Source organism: Streptomyces sp. NPDC000880, assembly GCF_053599675.1.
In genome coordinates, this window is record NZ_JBSFMS010000027.1 from 1 (window position 1) to 19,145 (window position 19,145).

General features: G+C 69.9%; 12 protein-coding genes and 1 pseudogene. 9 read left to right on the top strand and 4 right to left on the bottom strand.

What is annotated here, in order from left to right; genetic code table 11:
• From ACWDO5_RS11975 to nuoN, 8 genes are all read left to right on the top strand, one after another.
• Window positions 1-1,061: molybdopterin-dependent oxidoreductase (locus ACWDO5_RS11975; protein ID WP_450530185.1), on the top strand; the 1,061-nt coding region annotated here is incomplete at its 5' end.
• A 62-nt stretch (window positions 1,062-1,123) separates the two neighbouring features.
• Window positions 1,124-2,494 carry an NADH-quinone oxidoreductase subunit NuoH gene (gene nuoH / locus ACWDO5_RS11980; protein WP_450530231.1) on the top strand — a complete coding sequence of 457 codons (1,371 nt, stop codon included), beginning with the start codon at window positions 1,124-1,126 and terminating at the stop codon, window positions 2,492-2,494.
• The gene (nuoI, locus tag ACWDO5_RS11985) at window positions 2,481-3,074 is read left to right on the top strand and encodes an NADH-quinone oxidoreductase subunit NuoI (RefSeq protein WP_450530232.1); all 594 of its coding nucleotides are present in this window, start codon (window positions 2,481-2,483) and stop codon (window positions 3,072-3,074) included. The genes nuoH and nuoI overlap by 14 nt, the downstream gene beginning before the upstream one ends.
• Window positions 3,071-3,946, top strand: a complete 876-nt coding sequence (locus ACWDO5_RS11990) for an NADH-quinone oxidoreductase subunit J (RefSeq protein ID WP_450530186.1) — start codon at window positions 3,071-3,073, stop codon at window positions 3,944-3,946. Before nuoI ends, ACWDO5_RS11990 begins: the two co-directional genes overlap by 4 nt.
• Entirely contained in the window at window positions 3,943-4,242 is a 300-nt protein-coding gene (gene nuoK, locus ACWDO5_RS11995) for an NADH-quinone oxidoreductase subunit NuoK (RefSeq protein ID WP_307661754.1), read from the top strand. The genes ACWDO5_RS11990 and nuoK overlap by 4 nt, the downstream gene beginning before the upstream one ends.
• Before the next feature lie 14 nt (window positions 4,243-4,256).
• Window positions 4,257-6,161, top strand: coding sequence for an NADH-quinone oxidoreductase subunit L (nuoL, locus tag ACWDO5_RS12000; protein ID WP_450530187.1), 1,905 nt, complete (start codon window positions 4,257-4,259; stop codon window positions 6,159-6,161).
• 5 nt (window positions 6,162-6,166) lie between these two features.
• Entirely contained in the window at window positions 6,167-7,765 is a 1,599-nt protein-coding gene (locus ACWDO5_RS12005) for an NADH-quinone oxidoreductase subunit M (protein WP_450530188.1), read from the top strand.
• Window positions 7,762-9,411 carry an NADH-quinone oxidoreductase subunit NuoN gene (nuoN, locus tag ACWDO5_RS12010; RefSeq protein ID WP_450530189.1) on the top strand — a complete coding sequence of 550 codons (1,650 nt, stop codon included), beginning with the start codon at window positions 7,762-7,764 and terminating at the stop codon, window positions 9,409-9,411. The genes ACWDO5_RS12005 and nuoN overlap by 4 nt, the downstream gene beginning before the upstream one ends.
• Window positions 9,412-9,810: 399 nt before the next feature.
• Here the strand turns inward: nuoN and ACWDO5_RS12015 are convergent, their stop codons facing one another.
• Entirely contained in the window at window positions 9,811-10,860 is a 1,050-nt protein-coding gene (locus ACWDO5_RS12015; protein ID WP_450530190.1) for a helix-turn-helix domain-containing protein, read from the bottom strand.
• 131 nt (window positions 10,861-10,991) lie between these two features.
• Here ACWDO5_RS12015 and ACWDO5_RS12020 point away from each other — a divergent pair, with 131 nt between their 5' ends.
• Window positions 10,992-15,143 (top strand): S8 family serine peptidase, encoded by a 4,152-nt coding sequence (locus tag ACWDO5_RS12020; RefSeq protein WP_450530191.1) that lies wholly within the window; start codon window positions 10,992-10,994, stop codon window positions 15,141-15,143.
• 100 nt (window positions 15,144-15,243) lie between these two features.
• Here the strand turns inward: ACWDO5_RS12020 and ACWDO5_RS12025 are convergent.
• From ACWDO5_RS12025 to ACWDO5_RS12035, 3 genes and pseudogenes are all read right to left on the bottom strand, one after another.
• A pseudogene (locus ACWDO5_RS12025) lies at window positions 15,244-15,732 on the bottom strand (HEAT repeat domain-containing protein); the annotation flags it as partial.
• Window positions 15,733-15,809: 77 nt separating this feature from the next.
• On the bottom strand, window positions 15,810-17,036 hold the full coding sequence (fahA, locus tag ACWDO5_RS12030) for a fumarylacetoacetase (protein ID WP_450530192.1): 1,227 nt from the start codon (window positions 17,034-17,036) through the stop codon (window positions 15,810-15,812).
• A gap of 107 nt (window positions 17,037-17,143) precedes the next feature.
• Entirely contained in the window at window positions 17,144-19,144 is a 2,001-nt protein-coding gene (locus ACWDO5_RS12035) for a CocE/NonD family hydrolase (protein WP_450530193.1), read from the bottom strand.
• Window position 19,145: the final 1 nt, after the last annotated feature.

Consider the following 19,145-nt stretch of genomic DNA (forward strand, 5'->3'; position numbering starts at 1 on the left):
GTCGCCAGTTACATCCAGGCGATCGAGCAGCTCACCGTCACCACCCTCCGCAACATCATCACGTCCGACGACCGCCCCTTGGCACCCGACGCCGTACCGAGACCCGCGACGGGGCGGGCGAGCGCGGCGCGCTCGAGGCGGGCGCGATCCCCTCGCTGCTGCCCGGCGGCCGCCCGGCCACCGACCCGCGGGCCCGCGAGGAGACCGCGGCGGCCTGGCGCGTACGGGAACTCCCGCACCGTTACGGCCGCGACACCGGCCAGATCGTCGAGGCCGCGGCCACCGGCGAACTGGGCGCGCTGCTGGTGGCGGGCGTCGAGCTCGCGGACCTGCCCGAGCCGTCGCGCGCACGCGCGGCACTCGACGCGGTCGGCTTCCTGGTCTCCCTGGAGCTGCGGCCGAGCGAGGTCACCGAGCGGGCGGACGTGGTCTTCCCGGTCGCGGCCGTCGCCGAGAAGCCGGGCACGTTCCTCAACTGGGAGGGCAGGGCGAGGCTGTTCGAGGCCGCGCTGAAGCCCGAGCACATGACGCGCCGCCTGGCGCCGACCGATGCGCGGGTGCTGCACATGCTGGCGGACGCGCTCGACGTCAGCTTCGGGCTGCCGGACCTCAAGTCCGTACGGGGCGAGCTGGACCGGCTGGGCACGTGGCAGGGACCGCGGGCCACCGAGCCCAATGAGTCCGCCCAGTCCCTGCCCCGCCCGGGCGAGGGCGAGGCGGTCCTCGCAGGCCACCGGCTGCTGCTCGACCAGGGCCTGCTCCAGCAGGGCGACGAGGCGCTGGCGGGCACCCGCCACGCGGCGGTCGCCCGGCTCTCCGCGGCGACGGCGGCCGAGACGGGTGTGAAGGACGGCGACGTCCTGGCCGTCACCGGACCCGCCGGCTCGGTCAGGTTCCCGCTCCAGGTGAGCGCGATGCCCGACCGCGTGGTGTGGATCCCCCTGAACTCGGTCGGCGGCGGCGTCACTTCGGACACCGGTGCCGTCCCCGGGCAGCTGGTCCGCATCGGCCCGGCGGCGGCAAAGGCCGCCACCCCTGACGTACCGGAGGTGCGAGCGTGAACCCGACCCTCGCAAATATCGCGGAGGCCCAGCGAAGCGTGCTCGCGGCTGAGGATCTTTCGATGTTCGGGCGCGACCCCTGGTGGCTCGTCGCCATCAAGGCCGTGTTCTGCTTCGCCTTCCTGATGATCACCGTGCTCTTCTCCATTGTGTGGGAGCGCAAGGTCGTCGCCTGGATGCAGCTGCGCATCGGCCCCAACCGGCACGGCCCCTGGGGCATGCTCCAGTCGCTCGCCGACGGCATCAAGCTGATGCTGAAGGAAGACTTGATCGTCAAGCGCGCGGACAAGGCCGTCTATGTCCTCGCGCCGATCATCGCCGCGATCCCGGCCTTCATGGCGATCGCCGTGATCCCCTTCGGGCCGGCCGGCAACGAGGTCTCGATCTTCGGCCACCGCACCTCGATGCAGCTCACCGACCTGCCGATCGCGATGCTCTACATCCTCGCGGTCGCCTCGGTCGGGATCTACGGCATCGTGCTGGCCGGCTGGTCGTCGGGATCGACGTATCCGCTGCTGGGCGGTTTGAGGTCCTGCGCGCAGATGATCTCCTACGAGATCGCGATGGGCGCGGCCTTCGCCTCCGTCTTCCTCTACTCCGGGTCGATGTCGACCTCGGCGATCGTCGAGGCGCAGGCGGACCGCTGGTTCATCATTCTGCTGCCGGTCTCCTTCATCATCTACGTCGTCACGATGGTCGGCGAGACCAACCGTGCTCCGTTCGACATGCCGGAGTCCGAGGGCGACCTGGTCGGCGGCTTCAACACCGAGTACAGCTCGATCAAGTTCGCGATGTTCATGCTGGCCGAGTACGTCAACATGGTCACCGTCTCCGCCGTCTCGGCCACCCTCTTCCTGGGCGGCTGGCGGGCCCCGTACCCCATCTCGACCTTCTGGGAGGGCGCGAACCACGGCTGGTGGCCGATGCTCTGGTTCGTCATCAAGGTCCAGCTGCTGCTGTTCTTCTTCATCTGGCTGCGCGGCACGCTGCCCCGCGTCCGCTACGACCAGCTGATGAAGCTCGGCTGGAAGGTGCTGATCCCGGTATCGGTGGTGTGGCTGATGCTGGTGGCGACCGTGCGGGCGCTGCGGAACGCGAACTACGACTTCCAGCAGATCGTGCTGTACGTCGGTGGCGCTGTCATCGCGGTACTGCTGCTCTCCTTCGTCGCCGACATCTTCCGTGGCAAGAAGGAGAAGGAGGCGGAGGCCCAGGCCGCTGAGGCGAAGCCCGCGGCGTTCGACCCGATGGCGGGCGGATTCCCCGTACCGCCGCTGCCGGGGCAGGAGTTGCCCCCCGTGCCGCGCAGGCGGCCGCGCCGTGAGCGCGAGTTGATTGTCAGTGGTGCACCCAGCGACATTTCCGGGGGCGAGACCCGAACCCCCGGAGCGAGTGACGGTCCCAGTGACGGAAAGGAGGCTGACGGTGTCTGAGGAATCCGAGGGCAAGTTCCAAAATCCGGTCGCCGGCTTCGGCGTGACCTTCAAGGCCATGTTCAAGAAGCGGCTGACCGAGCAGTACCCGGAGCAGCAGAAGGTCACGGCGCCGCGCTTCCACGGCCGGCACCAGCTCAACCGTCATCCGGACGGGCTCGAGAAGTGCATCGGGTGCGAGCTGTGCGCGTGGGCCTGTCCGGCGGACGCGATCTATGTGGAGGGCGCGGACAACACCGAGGAGGAGCGCTACTCCCCGGGGGAGCGGTACGGCCGGGTCTACCAGATCAACTACGCCCGCTGCATTCTGTGCGGGCTGTGCATCGAGGCCTGTCCGACGCGGGCGCTGACCATGACGAACGACTTCGAGCTGGCCGACAGCTCCCGCGAGAGCCTCATCTATACGAAGGAGCAGCTGCTCGCCGGTCTCGAGGAGGGCATGGTCGACTCCCCGCACTCGATCTTCCCGGGCATGGACGAGCAGGACTACTACCGGGGGCTGGTCAGCGAGGCCGCTCCCGGAACGGTCCAGCAGGTCGCCGTCTCCAAGGGCGAGAAGGGCGAGGAGGTGGACGTATGAACACCCTCGCAGCCTCCACCACTTCCGTGGGCGAGGCCATCCAGTTCTGGGTGCTCGGCACCATCGCCGTAGCCGGGGCGCTCGGCACGATCCTGATGCGGCGGGCCGTGCACAGTGCGCTCTGCCTCGCCGGGACCATGATCATCCTGGCGGTCTTCTACCTCGCCAACGGCGCGTATTTCCTCGGTGTCGTCCAGATCATCGTCTACACCGGTGCGATCATGATGCTGTTCCTCTTCGTCGTCATGCTGGTCGGCGTCACCGCCGCCGACTCGCTCAAGGAGACGCTGAAGGGGCAGCGCTGGCTGGCCGCGGCCTGCGGTCTGGGCTTCGGCATGCTGCTGATCGCCGGCATCGGCCATGCCTCGCTGAAGACGTTCAACGGCCTGGGCGCGGCCAACACCGCGCACGGTGGCAATGTCGAGGGCCTGGCCCAACTCCTCTTCAGCAAGTACGTCTTCGCCTTCGAGATCACCAGCGCGCTGCTGATCACGGCGGCCGTCGGCGCGATGGTGCTCACCCACCGGGAGCGCACCGAGCGGGCCAAGACCCAGCGCGAGCTGGCCGAGCAGCGCGTACGGGAAGGCAAGCAACTTCCGCCGCTGCCCGCGCCCGGTGTCTACGCCCGGCACAACGCCGTAAACATCTCTGGTCTGCTGCCGGACGGCACGCCGTCCGAGCTCACCGTCAACAAGACGCTGCGGGCGCGCGGCCAGATCCGCGATGTGTCGAGCGAGGCGCTGAACGACCTGCGGGTGCTGGAGCAGCGCGCGGAGGTGCGGCTCGGCCGTGAGACCGAGTCGCACGAGTCGCATGCCCGACACGACTCGCACGACTCGCACGACTCGCACGACGAGGAGGTCACGAAGTGAATCCCGTCAACTATCTGTATCTCGCGGCGCTGTTGTTCACCATCGGCGCGGCCGGGGTGCTGATCAGGCGGAACGCCATCGTGCTCTTCATGTGCATCGAGCTGATGCTCAACGCCTGCAACCTCGCGTTCGTCGCCTTCTCCCGGATGCACGGCAATCTCGACGGCCAGATCATCGCGTTCTTCACGATGGTCGTCGCCGCCGCTGAAGTCGTGGTCGGGCTCGCGATCATCGTGTCGCTGTTCCGTTCCCGCCACTCGGCCTCGGTCGACGACGCCAGCCTGATGAAGCTGTAAGGGGTCGCTGGACCGTGACTAACACAGAGAACCTGATTGCGCTGCTCGTCGCGGCGCCTTTGCTCGGAGCGGCGGTCCTGCTGTGCGGGGGGCGGCGGCTCGACCGCAGCGGCCACTGGATCGGCACGCTGTTCGCGGCCGCGTCCTTCGTGGTCGGCGCGGTGCTGTTCGTGGACATGCTGGGCAAGGGCGCGGAGGAACGCGCCATGTACCAGAGGCTGTACAGCTGGATTCCCGTCGAGGGCTTCCAGGCTGACGTGGCCTTCCAGCTCGACCAGCTCTCGATGACGTTCGTCCTGCTGATCACGGGCGTCGGCTCGCTTATCCATGTGTACTCGATCGGGTACATGGAGCACGACGAGCGCCGCCGCCGATTCTTCGGCTATCTGAACCTCTTCCTCGCCGCGATGCTGCTGCTGGTCCTCGCGGACAACTACCTCCTGCTGTACGTCGGCTGGGAGGGCGTCGGCCTCGCCTCGTACCTGCTGATCGGCTTCTGGCAGCACAAGCCCAGCGCGGCGACGGCGGCGAAGAAAGCCTTCCTGGTCAACCGCGTCGGCGACATGGGTCTGTCGATCGCGATCATGCTGATGTTCACCACCTTCGGGACATTCGCCTTCGGGCCTGTGCTGGAGGCGACCGGTGAGGCGAGCGAGGGCAAGCTGACAGCCATCGGGCTGTTGCTGCTGCTCGCGGCGTGCGGCAAGTCCGCACAGGTGCCGCTGCAGTCCTGGCTCGGGGACGCGATGGAGGGCCCGACTCCGGTCTCGGCCCTGATCCACGCGGCGACCATGGTGACCGCGGGCGTCTACCTCATCACCCGCTCCGGGGAGATCTTCAACGCGGCCCCGGACGCGCAATTGGCGGTCACGGTCGTCGGCGCGGTGACGCTGATCTTCGGTGCCATCGTCGGTTGCGCGAAGGACGACATCAAGAAGGCGCTGGCCGGTTCGACGATGTCGCAGATCGGCTACATGATCCTCGCGGCCGGCCTCGGCCCGATCGGATACGCCTTCGCGATCATGCACCTGGTGACACACGGCTTCTTCAAGGCCGGGCTGTTCCTCGGCGCGGGCTCCGTGATGCACGGCATGAACGACGAGGTCGACATGCGCAGGTACGGCGGCCTGCGGAAGTACATGCCGATCACCTTCGTCACCTTCGGTCTCGGCTATCTGGCGATCATCGGCTTCCCCGGTCTGTCCGGCTTCTTCTCCAAGGACAAGATCATCGAGGCGGCCTTCGCCAAGGGCGGGACGGAGGGCTGGATCCTCGGCGGTACGGCACTGCTGGGCGCCGCGATCACCGCGTTCTACATGACGCGCGTGATGCTGCTGACGTTCTTCGGCGAGAAGCGCTGGCAGCCCGACGCGGAGGGCAACGAGCCGCATCCGCACGAGTCGCCGAGGTCGATGACCATCCCCATGGTGATCCTTGCCTTCGGGTCCGTCTTCGCCGGAGGCCTGTTCAGCCTGAATGACGCGTTCGTGAACTGGCTGAAGCCCGTCACGGACTTCGAGCACGGGCACCCGCCCATCAGCGCGACGGCGGTGACCTCGGCAACGGTCGTTGCTCTCCTCATCGGCGTGGGCATCGCCTACGCCCAGTACGGACGGCGCCCGGTTCCCGCGGTCGCCCCGCGAGGGAGTCTGCTCACCCGGGCCGCCCGCCGCGATCTCCTCCAGGACGACTTCAACCATGTGGTCCTGGTCCGCGGCGGCGAGCACCTCACCCGCTCCCTGGTCTACGTCGACCACACCCTGGTCGACGGCGTGGTCAACGGCACGGCCGCCTCGTTCGGCGGGCTCTCCGGCCGGCTGCGCAAGCTGCAGAACGGCTACGCCCGCACCTATGCGGTCTCGATGTTCGGAGGTACGGCGGTGCTGATCGCCGCGACCCTGCTGATGAGGGCGGTGTAACTGTTATGTCGTTCCCTCTCCTTACAGTGACGGCGGCGCTCCCGGCGGTCGGCGCGATCGCCACCGCCGCCGTCCCGGCCGCGCGGCGCACCGCCGCCAAGTGGCTGGCGCTGCTGGTCTCGCTCGGCACGCTGGTGCTGGCCGCGGTTGTGCTCGTACGGTTCGAGCCCGGCGGCGACCGCTATCAGCTGACCGAGTCGCACGCGTGGATCAAGGACTTCGGCGTCCGGTACGAACTGGGCGTGGACGGCATCGGGGTGGCGCTGCTGGCGCTGACCGCGCTGCTGATCCCGTTCGTGATCCTGGCGGGCTGGCACGACGCCGACCCTTCCCCTGCCTCCGGCGGGGACACCCCTAAGGAAACGAAGAACTATCGGTGGCGGCCGACTCAGGGCTTCTTCGCCCTGATCCTGGCCGTCGAGGCGATGGTGATCCTCTCCTTCGAGGCCACCGACGTCTTCCTCTTCTACATCCTGTTCGAAGCCATGCTCATCCCGATGTACTTCCTCATCGGCGGCTTCGGGGACCGTGCCCACGCGGGCAGCGACGAGAACGCCGCGGCCCAACGCTCGTACGCGGCCGTGAAGTTCCTGCTCTACAACCTGGTCGGCGGCCTGATCATGCTGGCCGCGGTCATCGGGCTCTATGTCGTCGCGGGCAGCTTCTCGCTCAACGAGATCGCCGCGGCACGCGCGTCCGGGACGCTCGACATGGCGACCAACACCGAGCGGCTGCTGTTCCTCGGCTTCTTCTTCGCCTTTGCGGTGAAGGCGCCGCTGTGGCCGCTGCACACCTGGCTGCCCAACGCCATGGGTGAGGCGACCGCGCCGGTCGCCGTGCTGATCACCGCGGTCGTCGACAAGGTCGGCACGTTCGCGATGCTGCGCTTCTGCCTCCAGCTCTTCCCGGAGGCCTCCAAGTGGGCCACGCCCGTGATCCTGGTGCTCGCACTGATCAGCATCGTCTACGGGGCGCTGCTCGCGGTCGGCCAGCGCGATATCAAGCGCCTTGTCGCGTACGCCTCGATCTCGCACTTCGGCTTCATCATCCTGGGCATCTTCGCGATGACGTCCCAGGGGCAGTCGGGCGCGACGCTCTACATGATCAACCACGGGATCTCGACGGCCGCGCTGATGCTGGTGGCCGGGTTCCTGATCTCCCGGCGCGGCTCGCGGCTCATCGCGGACTACGGCGGGGTACAGAAGGTCGCCCCGGTACTCGCCGGCACCTTCCTGATCGGCGGTCTGGCCACGCTCTCGCTGCCGGGTCTCGCGCCCTTCGTGAGCGAATTCCTGGTTCTGGTCGGCACATACGCGCGCTATCCGGTGGCCGGGATCATCGCCACCTTCGGCATTGTGCTCGCCGCGCTCTACACCCTCGTCCTTTACCAGCGGACGATGACGGGCCCGGTGAAGGCCGAGGTGTCGAAGATGCCGGACCTCAAGGTCCGTGAGCTGGCCGTGGTCGCCCCGCTGATCGCGCTGCTGCTCTTCCTCGGCGTCTTCCCGAAGCCGCTGACAGACATCGTCAACCCGGCGGTGGAGCACACGATGTCCGACGTACAGAAGAAGGACCCCCAGCCCGAGGTGGAGGCGGCCAAGTGAGCGCTACAGCTGTCCACAGCCTGTGGACAACGGCAGTCGAGCCGATCGACAAGATCCCGGCTCCGACTGTCGAGTACGCCCAGCTGGCACCGGCGCTGATCGTCGTCGGCGCCGCCATCGTGGGTGTGCTCGTGGAAGCATTCGTTCCGCGCAAGGTCCGTTACCACGTCCAGGTGTTCCTGACCGTCGTCGCCCTCGTGGCCGCCTTCGCGGCGGTCGTCGCTCTCGCGGCCGGCGGATACGGCACCACCAAGGCGAAGATCGCGGCGATGGGCGCGATCGCGGTCGACGGCCCGGCGCTCTTCCTGCAGGGCACCATCCTGCTGGCCTCGCTGGTCGCGGTCTTCACCTTCGCCGAGCGCCGCCTCGACCCTCAGGTGCACGGCAAACACGTCGACTCGTTCGCCGCGCAGGCCGCGTCCGTACCCGGCAGCGACAGCGAAAAGGCCGCGGTCAAGGCCGGGTTCACCACCACCGAGGTCTTCCCGCTGGTGCTCTTCGCGGTCACCGGCATGCTGATCTTCCCGGCCGCCAACGATCTGCTGACGCTGTTCATCGCGCTGGAAGTCTTCTCGCTCCCGCTCTACCTCCTGTGCGCCGTCGCCCGCCGCAAGCGGCTGATGTCGCAGGAGGCGGCCGTGAAGTACTTCCTGCTGGGAGCCTTCTCGTCGGCGTTCCTGCTGTTCGGGATCGCCCTGCTGTACGGGTACGCGGGCTCGGTGTCGTACGCGAGGATCGCGGACGTCGTCGACGGCAGCGTGCGCACCATCGACCCGGCGCTCGCCGACACCATGGGGAACGACGCGTTGCTGCTGATCGGTGGCGCGATGATCCTTATGGGACTGCTGTTCAAGGTCGGCGCGGTGCCGTTCCACATGTGGACGCCGGACGTCTACCAGGGGGCGCCGACTCCGGTCACTGGCTTCATGGCGGCGGCGACGAAGGTGGCCGCGTTCGGCGCGCTGCTGCGCCTGCTGTACGTCGTGCTGCCGGGGCTGCGCTGGGACTGGCGGCCGGTCATGTGGGCGGTCGCGATCGTCACCATGCTGGGCGGCGCGATCGTCGCGATCACGCAGACCGACATCAAGCGGCTCCTTGCGTACTCCTCGATCGCGCACGCCGGATTCATCCTGGCCGGTGTCATCGCGACGACGCCCGACGGCATCTCGTCCGTCCTCTTCTACCTTGCCGCGTACTCCTTTGTGACGATCGGCGCGTTCGCGGTGGTCACGCTGGTGCGGGACGCGGGTGGCGAGGCGACGCATCTGTCCAAGTGGGCGGGGCTCGGGCGGCGTTCGCCGCTGGTGGCGGCGGTCTTCGCGGTGTTCCTGCTGGCCTTTGCGGGCATTCCGCTGACGTCGGGCTTCTCCGGGAAGTTCGCGGTCTTCAAGGCGGCGGCGGAGGGCGGCGCGGGCGCGCTGGTCGTGGTCGGTGTGATCTCGTCGGCGATCGCCGCGTTCTTCTACATCCGGGTCATCGTGCTGATGTTCTTCAGCGAGCCGAAGGCGGAGGGCCCCACGGTCGCCGTGCCGTCGCCGTTGACGATGACGACGATCGGCGTGGGTGTCGCGGTGACGCTGGTGCTGGGTGTGGCGCCGCAGTACTTCCTGGACCTGGCGAGCCAGGCGGGAGTCTTCGTCCGCTGACCGCTTGAGCGCTCGCCGTGGTGTCCACGAGTTGGACGACATCGCGGCGAGCGCTTTTCCATGCCCGGGGGAGCGCAGGTCCGGGTCGGTCAGGGGTGCGAGATCAAACACGGCCCATACGGTTTTGCAGGGGCGCCGCCCGGGGGTGACGCCCCAGTGCCGTGGCCGGAAACGCTGGCCGGTCCGTCCGACGAACGGTTCGTTCTCAAACGCCGGACAGGATGGAAAACCCAGCCCGTCCGGCGCTTGAGGACACGCGCGGCCCAAGGCCGCGCAACCCGTGAACCTCGCGGTCACAGCCCCAGCGGTCGGCGAACGGGTCGACAGGGAGAAGGCCGCGTCCCGACTCGTCCTCTCCGGGCTGCCGGGTGACGGGGTGCCGGTCAGCGCGTGCAGGGCTCACAGCCAGCCCCGCCGGGCCGCCGCGAGGCTGGCCTGGAAGCGGGTGGACGCGCCGAGTTCGTTCATCAGCCGCTGGATGCGCCGCTGGGTGGTCCGCGCGCTCCAGCCCTGTGTCCGGGCTATGGCCGCGTCCGTGAGCCCCGAGGCCAGCAGGGCCAGCAGGGCCCGGGTTTCGCCGTCGGGCTGCCCCGGCTGCTGGGCGTCCGCCGCCGGTCTGCCGGCCGGCTGCCGGGCGGCCCCCAGCAGCGGGACGGCACGCTCCCACTGGGCTTCGAAGAGCGACTGCAGCGCCACCAGCATGGGAGAACCGTGGATCAGGTAGGCCGCCTGCCCGCCGGGCGCCAGGCTGAACGGAATGATGGCGGCCCGGCTGTCGCTGATCACCAGCTTCAGCGGCAACTCGGGCCGCACCCGGGCCTGCTCGCCGGCCCGGACGCTCGGCACGATGTCGCCCTGAAGCCTGCCGGGCCAGGACACCGCCTCGCGGTCGTAGATCACCCGGTGGACCACACCGGTCCGTTGCCGTTCGAGCTGGCCGTCGAGATTGCTGCCCGGCCGGTCGACATAGGGGGGACGGTCGAATGCGCACACCTCGCGGCGGGCCCCGGAGGTCAGCCGGAGTACCGCCGCGCTGATGTCGTCACGGTCCATCAACAGCTCAACGGCCATGTCCGGATGGCTGATCCGGGTCGCCTCCCGGTGCGTCTCGGTCAACTGCTGCATCAGCGCCCGCGCTTCGTTGAGCTGCTGCTCCCGTTCCTGTATCAGCCCGCTGACCGCTACATCGGGGGCGGCGGCCGAGAACCGCGGCGGACGCCCGGCGGCACGCGACGCCAAGCCGTCCTTGACCAGTCGGGACAGCAGCCTCCCCACTGTGGGCGCTGATATGCCGCACACGTCGGCGAGTTCCGCGGCGGTGCACCGCGGCATACCGACCAGAGCCGCGTAGACCCGCTCTGTTTCCTCCGTAAGTCCCAGTACGTTAAATTCCATGCCCTCTCCGACAGTTCTGTGGCTGTTTCCCGCCACCTGGCGGAAGTCGGCCACCTTTCCCACCTTGCGCCTCATCCGCCGCAGTTGACATCTTCGCCCAAAGAGGGCGCTGCCCTGCGGTGATGCGAGCGGCAGTGCGTCTGAAGTGTGTTCCCGCACCCATTGCTCCCCTGGAAAGGTGTTCCATGTCGCGTGCCCATCCTCCCGGCAGACGGTTGGGGGCCGTTTCCGCCACGCTCGTGGCCTTCACGGCCGCAGTCGTGGCGGTACCGGCCTCCGCCGCCCCGTCAGGTTCCCCCGCGTCCGGGGCCGCCGGCTCCGCGCCCGGTGCCGGGCAGTTCGCCGCCAGTACGCCGCTGGGCAGCGAGTCGCCGGACACGTCACTGCCCGAGCAGCGCGAGGGTGTCGTGCCGGGCCAGGTGCTGGTCACGCTCGACTCCGAGACCTCCGTGACCGGTGGTGCACTGGCCAACAGCCGGGTCGAGGCCCGTGCTCCGCAGACCGACAGCGCCGCGCTCGACAAGAAACTGGGCGCGGCGGGCGCCACGTCACTGCAGCCGCTGTTCCCCTCGCTGTCGAAGTCGGCCACCGACTCGATGACCGCGACGGCCCGCGAGCGGCTGGGTACCGAAGCCGCCGACCTGTCACGTACCTACGTGGTCCGGACGAAGAAGCGGGACTCCGCCGCCGTCGCCCGCAGCCTCCAGGGCACGGCCGGGGTGCTGAACGCCGAGCCGAACCGGTACGTGAACACCATGAGCACCGGGGGGCAGAAGCTGTCCTCGGCCGTCATCAAGTCCGCGAAGGCCGCCCCGCCCGCCGCGGCACCCGACGCCCGTGAGGCCCCGGCCGATTCCGGCCTGGCAGCCTCCGACGCGGTACCGGCGAATTACGCCCTCAGCGACTCCGCACAGGCCTTCCTGAATGCCGGCGGGGTCAACGCGGCGGGCGCCTTCGACATTCTGCAGGGCCGGTACGGGCAGCAGCCAGGCACCGGCCAGACCATCACCAACGTGTCCATCGGCGACCTGACCGACCAGTCGATGGCCGACGCCGGTGACAGCTATGTGCGGAACTACGGACCCACCACCGTGCTGAAAGACGGTCAGCGCTACCTCGACCTGCCCTCGATGCCGCTGATCCCCACCTATGTGGCGGCCCCCGACGGGAGTGTGAGCGGTTCCGCGTCCACCCAGAACCAGGACCCGCTCCTGGGCGAGGTGCTGCTGGACTTCAGCGTGATGTCGCCGCTGGCGCACGACCGGCAGCGGGCGGACCGGGTCGGAAGCGGCTACACCGACCTGCTCGGTATCGCTCCGGGAGCCGACTACCGGCTGGTCGTTCCGCAACAGCCCACGATCGACCAGATAGCCACCGCGCTGCTGGCGGCCGCGCACCAGTCGCCCAAGCCGGACGTCATCACCGCCAGCCTCGGCTTCGGCACCGACGCCCAGGGCTTCCCCGGGCGCTACCTGGAGGACGACCCGTACCTGCGGTCCGTCGTGGCCTCCATAGTCCAGCGCGACGGCGTCGTGGTCTCCATCTCCTCCAACGACGGCACCCGGCTGTACACCCCGGCCGCGGTCGGCCCGGACGGCGGCAGCACGCCAACCGACAGCGCGCCGAACAACAAGGCCGCCACGAGCATCGGCGACGTCGCGTACTCCACGACGCCGTCGAAGGTCCCCGACAGCGGCGCGATAGCCGCCGGCGGCACCACCCTGGACGACACGCTGGCCTCCCGTACCGGGGACGCCACCACCGCCGAGACCCGGATCAGCGGCTTCGGCACCTTCTCCTCCGGGTTCGGCACCCGCATCGACCTGTCGGCGCCCAGCGACAACATCGTCGCCTTCGAGCACACCGCGGGGGCGGCCGCGCAGGGCGTGACTCCGGTTCTCAACGGCGGTACGTCGGCGTCCGCGCCCATGATCGCGGCGGCCGCCGCGGTGGTGCTGCACGCCGCTGAGCTGGCCGGGCACGAGCTGACCCCCCAGCAGGTCCGGGACGTCCTGAAGCGGACCGGCCGTGAGGTCTCCACCCCGGCGCAGATCGACCGGGAGCTGAACGTCGGCAAGCAGATCGACGTCACCGCCGCCACCGAGGAGGTCCTCGGCCGCAAGAGCGGCAAGCCCACCGCGGTACGGCTGTCGGTCGCGCACCGCGTCACCGTCGGCGGACTCGGCGGCCGGTTCGTGGAGGCGACCGACCAGAACCGTATCGACCTCGGCGACATGGCCTCCGGCGGCAACGGCATGGGCCTGGTGGGCCCGGTGACCTTCGCCGGCGATGTCACCGGCCTCCCCAAGGGAGAAAACCCCCGGTACACGCTCGGCGTGGGCTCGAAGCAGTGGCGCTCCAGCGCCCCCGCGATCCGGGTGACACCCACCGAGTTGCTGGAGGCGGCGGGCCTGCCGGTCGTCTCCGACAGCGACCGCGACATCACGGTCACCTACCGGGTTCTGGTCGGCGACCGGGTGCAGGCCACCGTGCGGCGCACCCTCACAGTCGGCCCCACCGACGGCCGTTACGTACAAGCCACCGCTCCGCAGGCGCCCGCGGTGGTGAAGAACGGACTGCCGGTCACGGTGAAGTACGACCTGTCCAGGGTCAGCAGCACCGACGCCCCGCAGCTCGTGGTGTCCACCGTCGGCCACTGGAGCCCGGCCCTGGCGCCCCGGTTCAGCGCCGCCTGGCACCAAGAGCTGACAGACACCACCGGCACCGTCACCATCCCCGCCGAGGCATTCTCCGGCGGTGGCGGGATCTACGGCATCGGCATCGCCCAGTCGGGGTTCGGCGGCAACCCCCAGTTCACCAGGTACGGCGAGTTCGCCCCGATCCGGGTCGACGGCTCCACCGCGGCCCAGCGCCCGGCGGCACCGCTCATCACCGGCACCAACGACGTCCAGGGACATTTCGCCGAGGTCACCCGCGCGAAGCCCGGCTTCGGCCTGCGGTACGACGTACGGGGGATCAAGGGAGCGAAGTACGCCCAGGTGGAGTTCTCCGCACCGGCGCCGACGCTCGACGACTCGCGCAACACGTTCACCAACGCCAACGGGACCACGCTCGACAACGACGGTGTGAACTCCCCCTCCACCGCGCACCGCACCCTGTCCGCCACCGCGGGCACCGTACGGCTCAACGCTTTGGAGCTGGGCCTGTCCACCTCCACCGCCTACGGGGTACGGATCCTGGCCCTCGACAGCCACCACCGGGTCGTCGGCCAGGCGTCGCCCGTCTCCACCCTCCAGGTGGACGACGGACCGGCCCCGGCCGGCAGCACGGTGCTGACCTTTGCCGCGACGGGCGACGACTCGGTCGTGGCCCTGCGCACCACCGCCGGGTCCACCGAGGTCCGGCACTACTCCACCGCCACCGGTGTCTACGGGGGGGTCATGGCCTCGGACTCCGGCGAGGGATCGGACTACGAGGTGCTGGGCGTGGCCCCGACCGCGCACCGTGCCCTGCTGGTCCACCAGGCCGAGCCTGGCGGTGACCTGCAGGTGGAGACCTGGGATACCGCCACGGACACCTTGGTCGGCCGGAAGACCCTGCCCACCGCGGACTACACGTTCGTGGCGGGACGGGTGGACGCCACCCGGGCCCGCGGCGCCCTGCTGCTCCGCGCGGTCGCGGACAAGAGCGACCTGGTCCTCCCGGTCGAACTGGGGGACGGCACCGTCGGAGAGCCGATCCCGGCCGATCCGGAGGGCGTTGCCAAGGGGACGTACACCCTCCTGGACATCGACTCATCGACCGGTGACGCCTACCTGACGAAGGGCGCTCCCCTCGTCATCTGCCTGGGCGCCGTCAAGGTGGCCCGGGTGAACCTCAGCACGCGAGAGGTGACCGGCGCCGGATCGACCTCCGGCTGCAGCTACGGCTTCGCGTCGGACGGGTCCAGCACCCTGTACAACGTGTCGGCCACCTCGATCAGCACCAAGATCACTCCCACCGCCGTCCTCGGTTCGCTGTCCATCGCCACCGGCGAGAACGGTGAGGGCGTCGCCGTACGGCGAGGCACGCCCAGCGCGCTGGCGGTGGACGGCAAGAACCGGTTCGCGGTGGTGTCGTTCGCGGCGCCGGAGGGCACGATCTACTTCGGCTCGCAGCAGGGTTTGGTGCTGGACAACAACGCCACCAGCCAACTGGTGCTCATCGACCTCGCCACGGGCGCCCCAGTGCGGACACTGACCGGTTTCAGGGTTCAGCAGCACGGTGGAAGCCTGATGCGCGGCGGCCAGATGAACTCCATCCAGCTGGATCCGGCCACCCGTACCGGCTGGACCTACGGTCCGTACAACGAGCAGCTCCAGCAGTTCTCCTACTGAGGCCTGACGGACTGCTGATGTGAGACAGCACGGGGCGAGAAGCGGACACCGCTTCTCGCCCCTTCACCGTTGTGCCGATCCTGCGACGGGGCTGCGCCACTCAGCCGGCCGTAGTCGCCGCCGCCCGTGCCGCGTACGCGCGCACGTCCGCGTCCGGGTCGGTCACCGCGGTGGTGAGCGCGGCGCCTGCGTCCTCGCGATCCGAGTGCCGCAGAAGAGCGAGGACGGCCTGTGCGCGGACATCGGCGTTGGCGTCGCCGAGTGCCTTGGCCAGGGCGGGCACGGCGAATTCGGGATCGGCCGCGCCCAGGGCGGTGGCCGCACCTGCGCGGACCTGCCAGGACGCGTCGGCCAGCGCGATGACGGCGGTGGCGTCGTACGGGGCGGGGCAGGCGGTCGAGCCGAGTGCGGCCAGCGCCGCCGCGCGGACGAGGAGGTCCGGGTCCTGGAGCAGGGGCTCCAGGACCCCCGGGTCCGCCAGGCTGCGCGCCACCGTGACGCGGACCTCGCGGGCCGGGTCGGCGGTGGCGCGGGCAACGGCGTCGAGTGCTTCGACCGAGACCAGGGCGCGTACGGCCGCGATGCGGACCTACACGCCTCAGGGCCGCTGGGCCCGGCCGTGCCCGGGGCCGGCCGAGTGCGCCGTCCACGCAGCCCGCCATCGGGTCACACCGACGGTGCGATCCGGCCCGTCACTTCGCCGAGGCCGACGCGTACCCCGTCCGGACCCGGCGCCCAGGCCGTCATCGTCACCACGTCGCCGTCCTCCAGGAACGTCCGCTTGCCCTCCGGGAGCTCGAGCGGGTCCCGGCCGTTCCAGGTGAGCTCCAGAAGTGAGCCGCGCTGGTGGACCTCGGGGCCGCTGACCGTTCCGGAACCGTAGAGATCGCCCGTACGCAGCGAGGCGCCGTTGACCGTCATATGGGCCAGCTGCTGGGCGGCCGTCCAGTACATGGTGGCGAACGGCGGCTCGGCGATCACATGGCCGTTGACCGCCACCGTGATACGCAGGTCGAAGCCGCCCGGCTCGTCCTCGGCGGAGTCGTCGAGGTAGGGGAGCAGATCGAAGTCGCGGGCGGGCGGGGCGGACCTCGCCGCGTCCAGGGCCTCCAGCGGGGTCACCCAGGCGGATACGGAGGTGGCGAACGACTTGCCGAGGAACGGGCCGAGCGGGACGTACTCCCAGGCCTGGATGTCGCGCGCCGACCAGTCGTTGAGCAGCGAGACGCCGAAGACATGCTCGCGGAAGTCCCCGAGGGCCACCGGCCTGCCCAGCTCGGAGGGAGTGCCGACGAGGAAGGCGACCTCCGCCTCGATGTCGAGCTTGACCGACGGGCCGAAGACGGGGGCGGCGTCGGCGGGCGCCTTGCGCTGGCCGGACGGGCGCACCACGTCCGTGCCGGAGACGACGACGGTGCCGGAACGGCCGTGGTAACCGATGGGCAGGTGCTTCCAGTTGGAGGTCAGCGAGTCCCCGTCCGGCCGGAAGATCTTGCCGACATTGGTGGCGTGGTGCTCGCTCGCGTAGAAGTCGACATAGTCGGCGACGTCGTACGGGAGGTGCAGCGTGACCGAGTCGAGCGGGTGCAGCAGCGGCTCCACGTCCGGCCTGTGGGCGGGCACGGTGAGCCAGGCGGTGAGCGCGCGGCGCACGTCGCGCCAGGCGGTGCGGCCCGCCGCAAGCAGCGGGTTGAGGTTCGGCCGGGCCAGCAGGGCGGCGTAGGGGGAGCCGAGGACGAGGGCCGCCGCTCCGGCGTCGAGCACGTGGTTGCCGATGCGGACGCCGAGCCGCCGGCGGTCGGGCTCGTCGGCGGTGGTGAAGACGCCGTACGGGAGGTTGTGCGGGCCGAAGGGATCGCCCTCGGCCAGATCGAGCGGGCTCTGCTCGGGCATCGGTGCTTGCCTCGCTTTCCACGGGTGTGGGGCACACGTTACGTGGACGTCGCCCGGCCGCGGCGCTGTGCCCGGACCGGCCCTGGAGGGTCGCCCCGGACGGGCTGTCAGCCGGCCATCCGCGGGATGCGCTTCTCCCAGGTGCGGTGGAAGACAACCTCGTTGTGGTCCTTGCACACCACCTCGTTCGACGTGATGAAATCGGCCGCGTCGCAGGTGGTTTCGGAGCGCGTCTCGATCCGTACGTCCCAGGCCAGTTCCGGCCGGTGCAGCCGGATCGTCCAGTCCGAGCGGGCGCGGGCGGAGTGCGGGTCGTCCTGGTGGATCGTGTACGTCTCCAGCGCCTCCTCGGTGAATTCCAGGCCGTCCGGGTAGACGCGGGTGCCGCCGTAGCGCGGGTCGATCTCCAGCCGCCATTCGCCCTTGGCGACGTCCCGGACCACCAGCCGCTCCGGGCGCTGCTCGTCGAGCGTGGCGGGGGAGCTGACACCCAGTGGCGCGGACTGCTCGGGCTCCTCGAAGGTGATCGTGTCCGCCGTGCTCTCACCGCTCTCGCGTACGGGGAGTTCGAGGCGGGAGCCCGACGGGTCCAGGGTGAAGCCGGCCGAGCCGGTCTGCGGCCAGATCCACGGCCAGTACGCGGAGGAGACGGCGAGCCGGATGCGGTGGCCGGGCGGGAAGGTGTGGCCGATGCCGTTCAGGTCGAAGGAGACGTCCTCGCTTGCGCCGGGCGGCCAGGCATTGGCGCGTTCGCGGCCGTGGCGCGCGGAGAGGTTGAGGACCCCGCGGGTGACCAGGGTGGACGCGCCGTCCGGGGCGACGTCGCAGATCCGGGCGATCGCCTGGCCGTAGGGCACGTCCAGGCGCAGCCGCAGGGTGAGGCGGGGGCGGCCCAGGATCTCGATCGGGTCGCCGGTGACCAGGAATTCGAAGCAGGCCGAGCGGGCGTCCTCGTCGCGCTGGTCGGGCGGCAGGTCGGCGTCGTTGCCGAAGGGGAGGAAGCGGCCGGCGTCCACTCCGGTGTGCTGGGGCGAGTCGACGATCACCGGTTCGCCCTGGAGTGTGTACGGGACGGGTGTGATGTGCGGCGACGGCCAGGCGCGTTCGCCGACCCAGCGGCCCGGCAGCTCGGGGTAGCTCGTCGCGGGCGGGTGCGACTCGCTGATCCAGGAGCGCAGCAGGGGCTCGGCCATGACGCCTGTGTCAGCGTCTTTGAGCCAGTGGTCCCACCATCGACGCGTCTCCTGGAGGAAGCCGATCGCCGGACCCGGCGGCAGGCCCCGGTCGGGGTACTGGTGCGACCACGGGCCGATCAGGCCCCGTACGCGATCGGGCGGCAGATGCTCGACGAGCCGCAGCACGGTGTCCCGGTACGGGTCGTGCCGGCCGCCCACCGCCAGGACCGCCGCGTCGATCGCGGCGTAGTCCTCGCAGACACTGCCGTGCTTCCAGTAGTCGTCGCGGATCTGGTGGCCGAGCCAGGTGTGGATGAAGGGGTCGACGGCCTCCAGTCGCTTGAGCCACATCTCGCGCCACTCGTCGCCGGCGAAGAGCGGGTCCGGCGGGCGGGAGACGAAGGCGAGCATGGTGGCGGCCCACGAGTGCATGGCGGCGGCGAGCACCGAGCCGCCCATGTAGTGCACGTCATTGTCGTAGCGGTCGTCCGTCGAGCAGACGGTGACGATCGCCTTGAGCGGCTCGGGTGCGAGAGCTGCGATCTGGAGTGCGTTGATGCCGCCCCAGGCGATCCCGAACATGCCGACCCGGCCGGTGCACCACGGCTGCCGGGCCAGCCAGTTGACGACCTCGACGCCGTCGGCCAGCTCGGTCGCGTCGTACTCGTCGCCGGGCAGGCCCTCACTGTTGCCGTGTCCGCGCACGTCGACACGGACGGAGGCGTAGCCGTGGCCCGCGTACCAGGGGTGGCGCTGCCAGTCGCGCGGCGCGGTCCAGTCGGTCAGCCGGCAGGGCAGATACTCGAGCAGGGCGGGGACGGGTTCGTCGGTCAGTGGCCGCCAGATCCGCGCGTACAGCCTCGTACCGTCCGGCATCGCGATACGGATGTCCTCGTGGGCGGTCTCGTACGGGAAAACGGTGCGGATGTGCATG

Bases quoted from the DNA above. Each gene is read 5' to 3' on its own strand.
- nuoH (WP_450530231.1), top strand. From the start codon at position 1,124: ATGTTCGGGCGCGACCCCTGGTGGCTCGTCGCCATCAAGGCCGTGTTC.
- ACWDO5_RS11990 (WP_450530186.1), top strand. From the start codon at position 3,071: ATGAACACCCTCGCAGCCTCCACCACTTCCGTGGGCGAGGCCATCCAG.
- ACWDO5_RS12005 (WP_450530188.1), top strand. From the start codon at position 6,167: ATGTCGTTCCCTCTCCTTACAGTGACGGCGGCGCTCCCGGCGGTCGGC.
- ACWDO5_RS12020 (WP_450530191.1), top strand. From the start codon at position 10,992: ATGTCGCGTGCCCATCCTCCCGGCAGACGGTTGGGGGCCGTTTCCGCC.
- fahA (WP_450530192.1), bottom strand. From the start codon at position 17,036: ATGCCCGAGCAGAGCCCGCTCGATCTGGCCGAGGGCGATCCCTTCGGC.
- ACWDO5_RS12035 (WP_450530193.1), bottom strand. From the start codon at position 19,144: ATGCACATCCGCACCGTTTTCCCGTACGAGACCGCCCACGAGGACATC.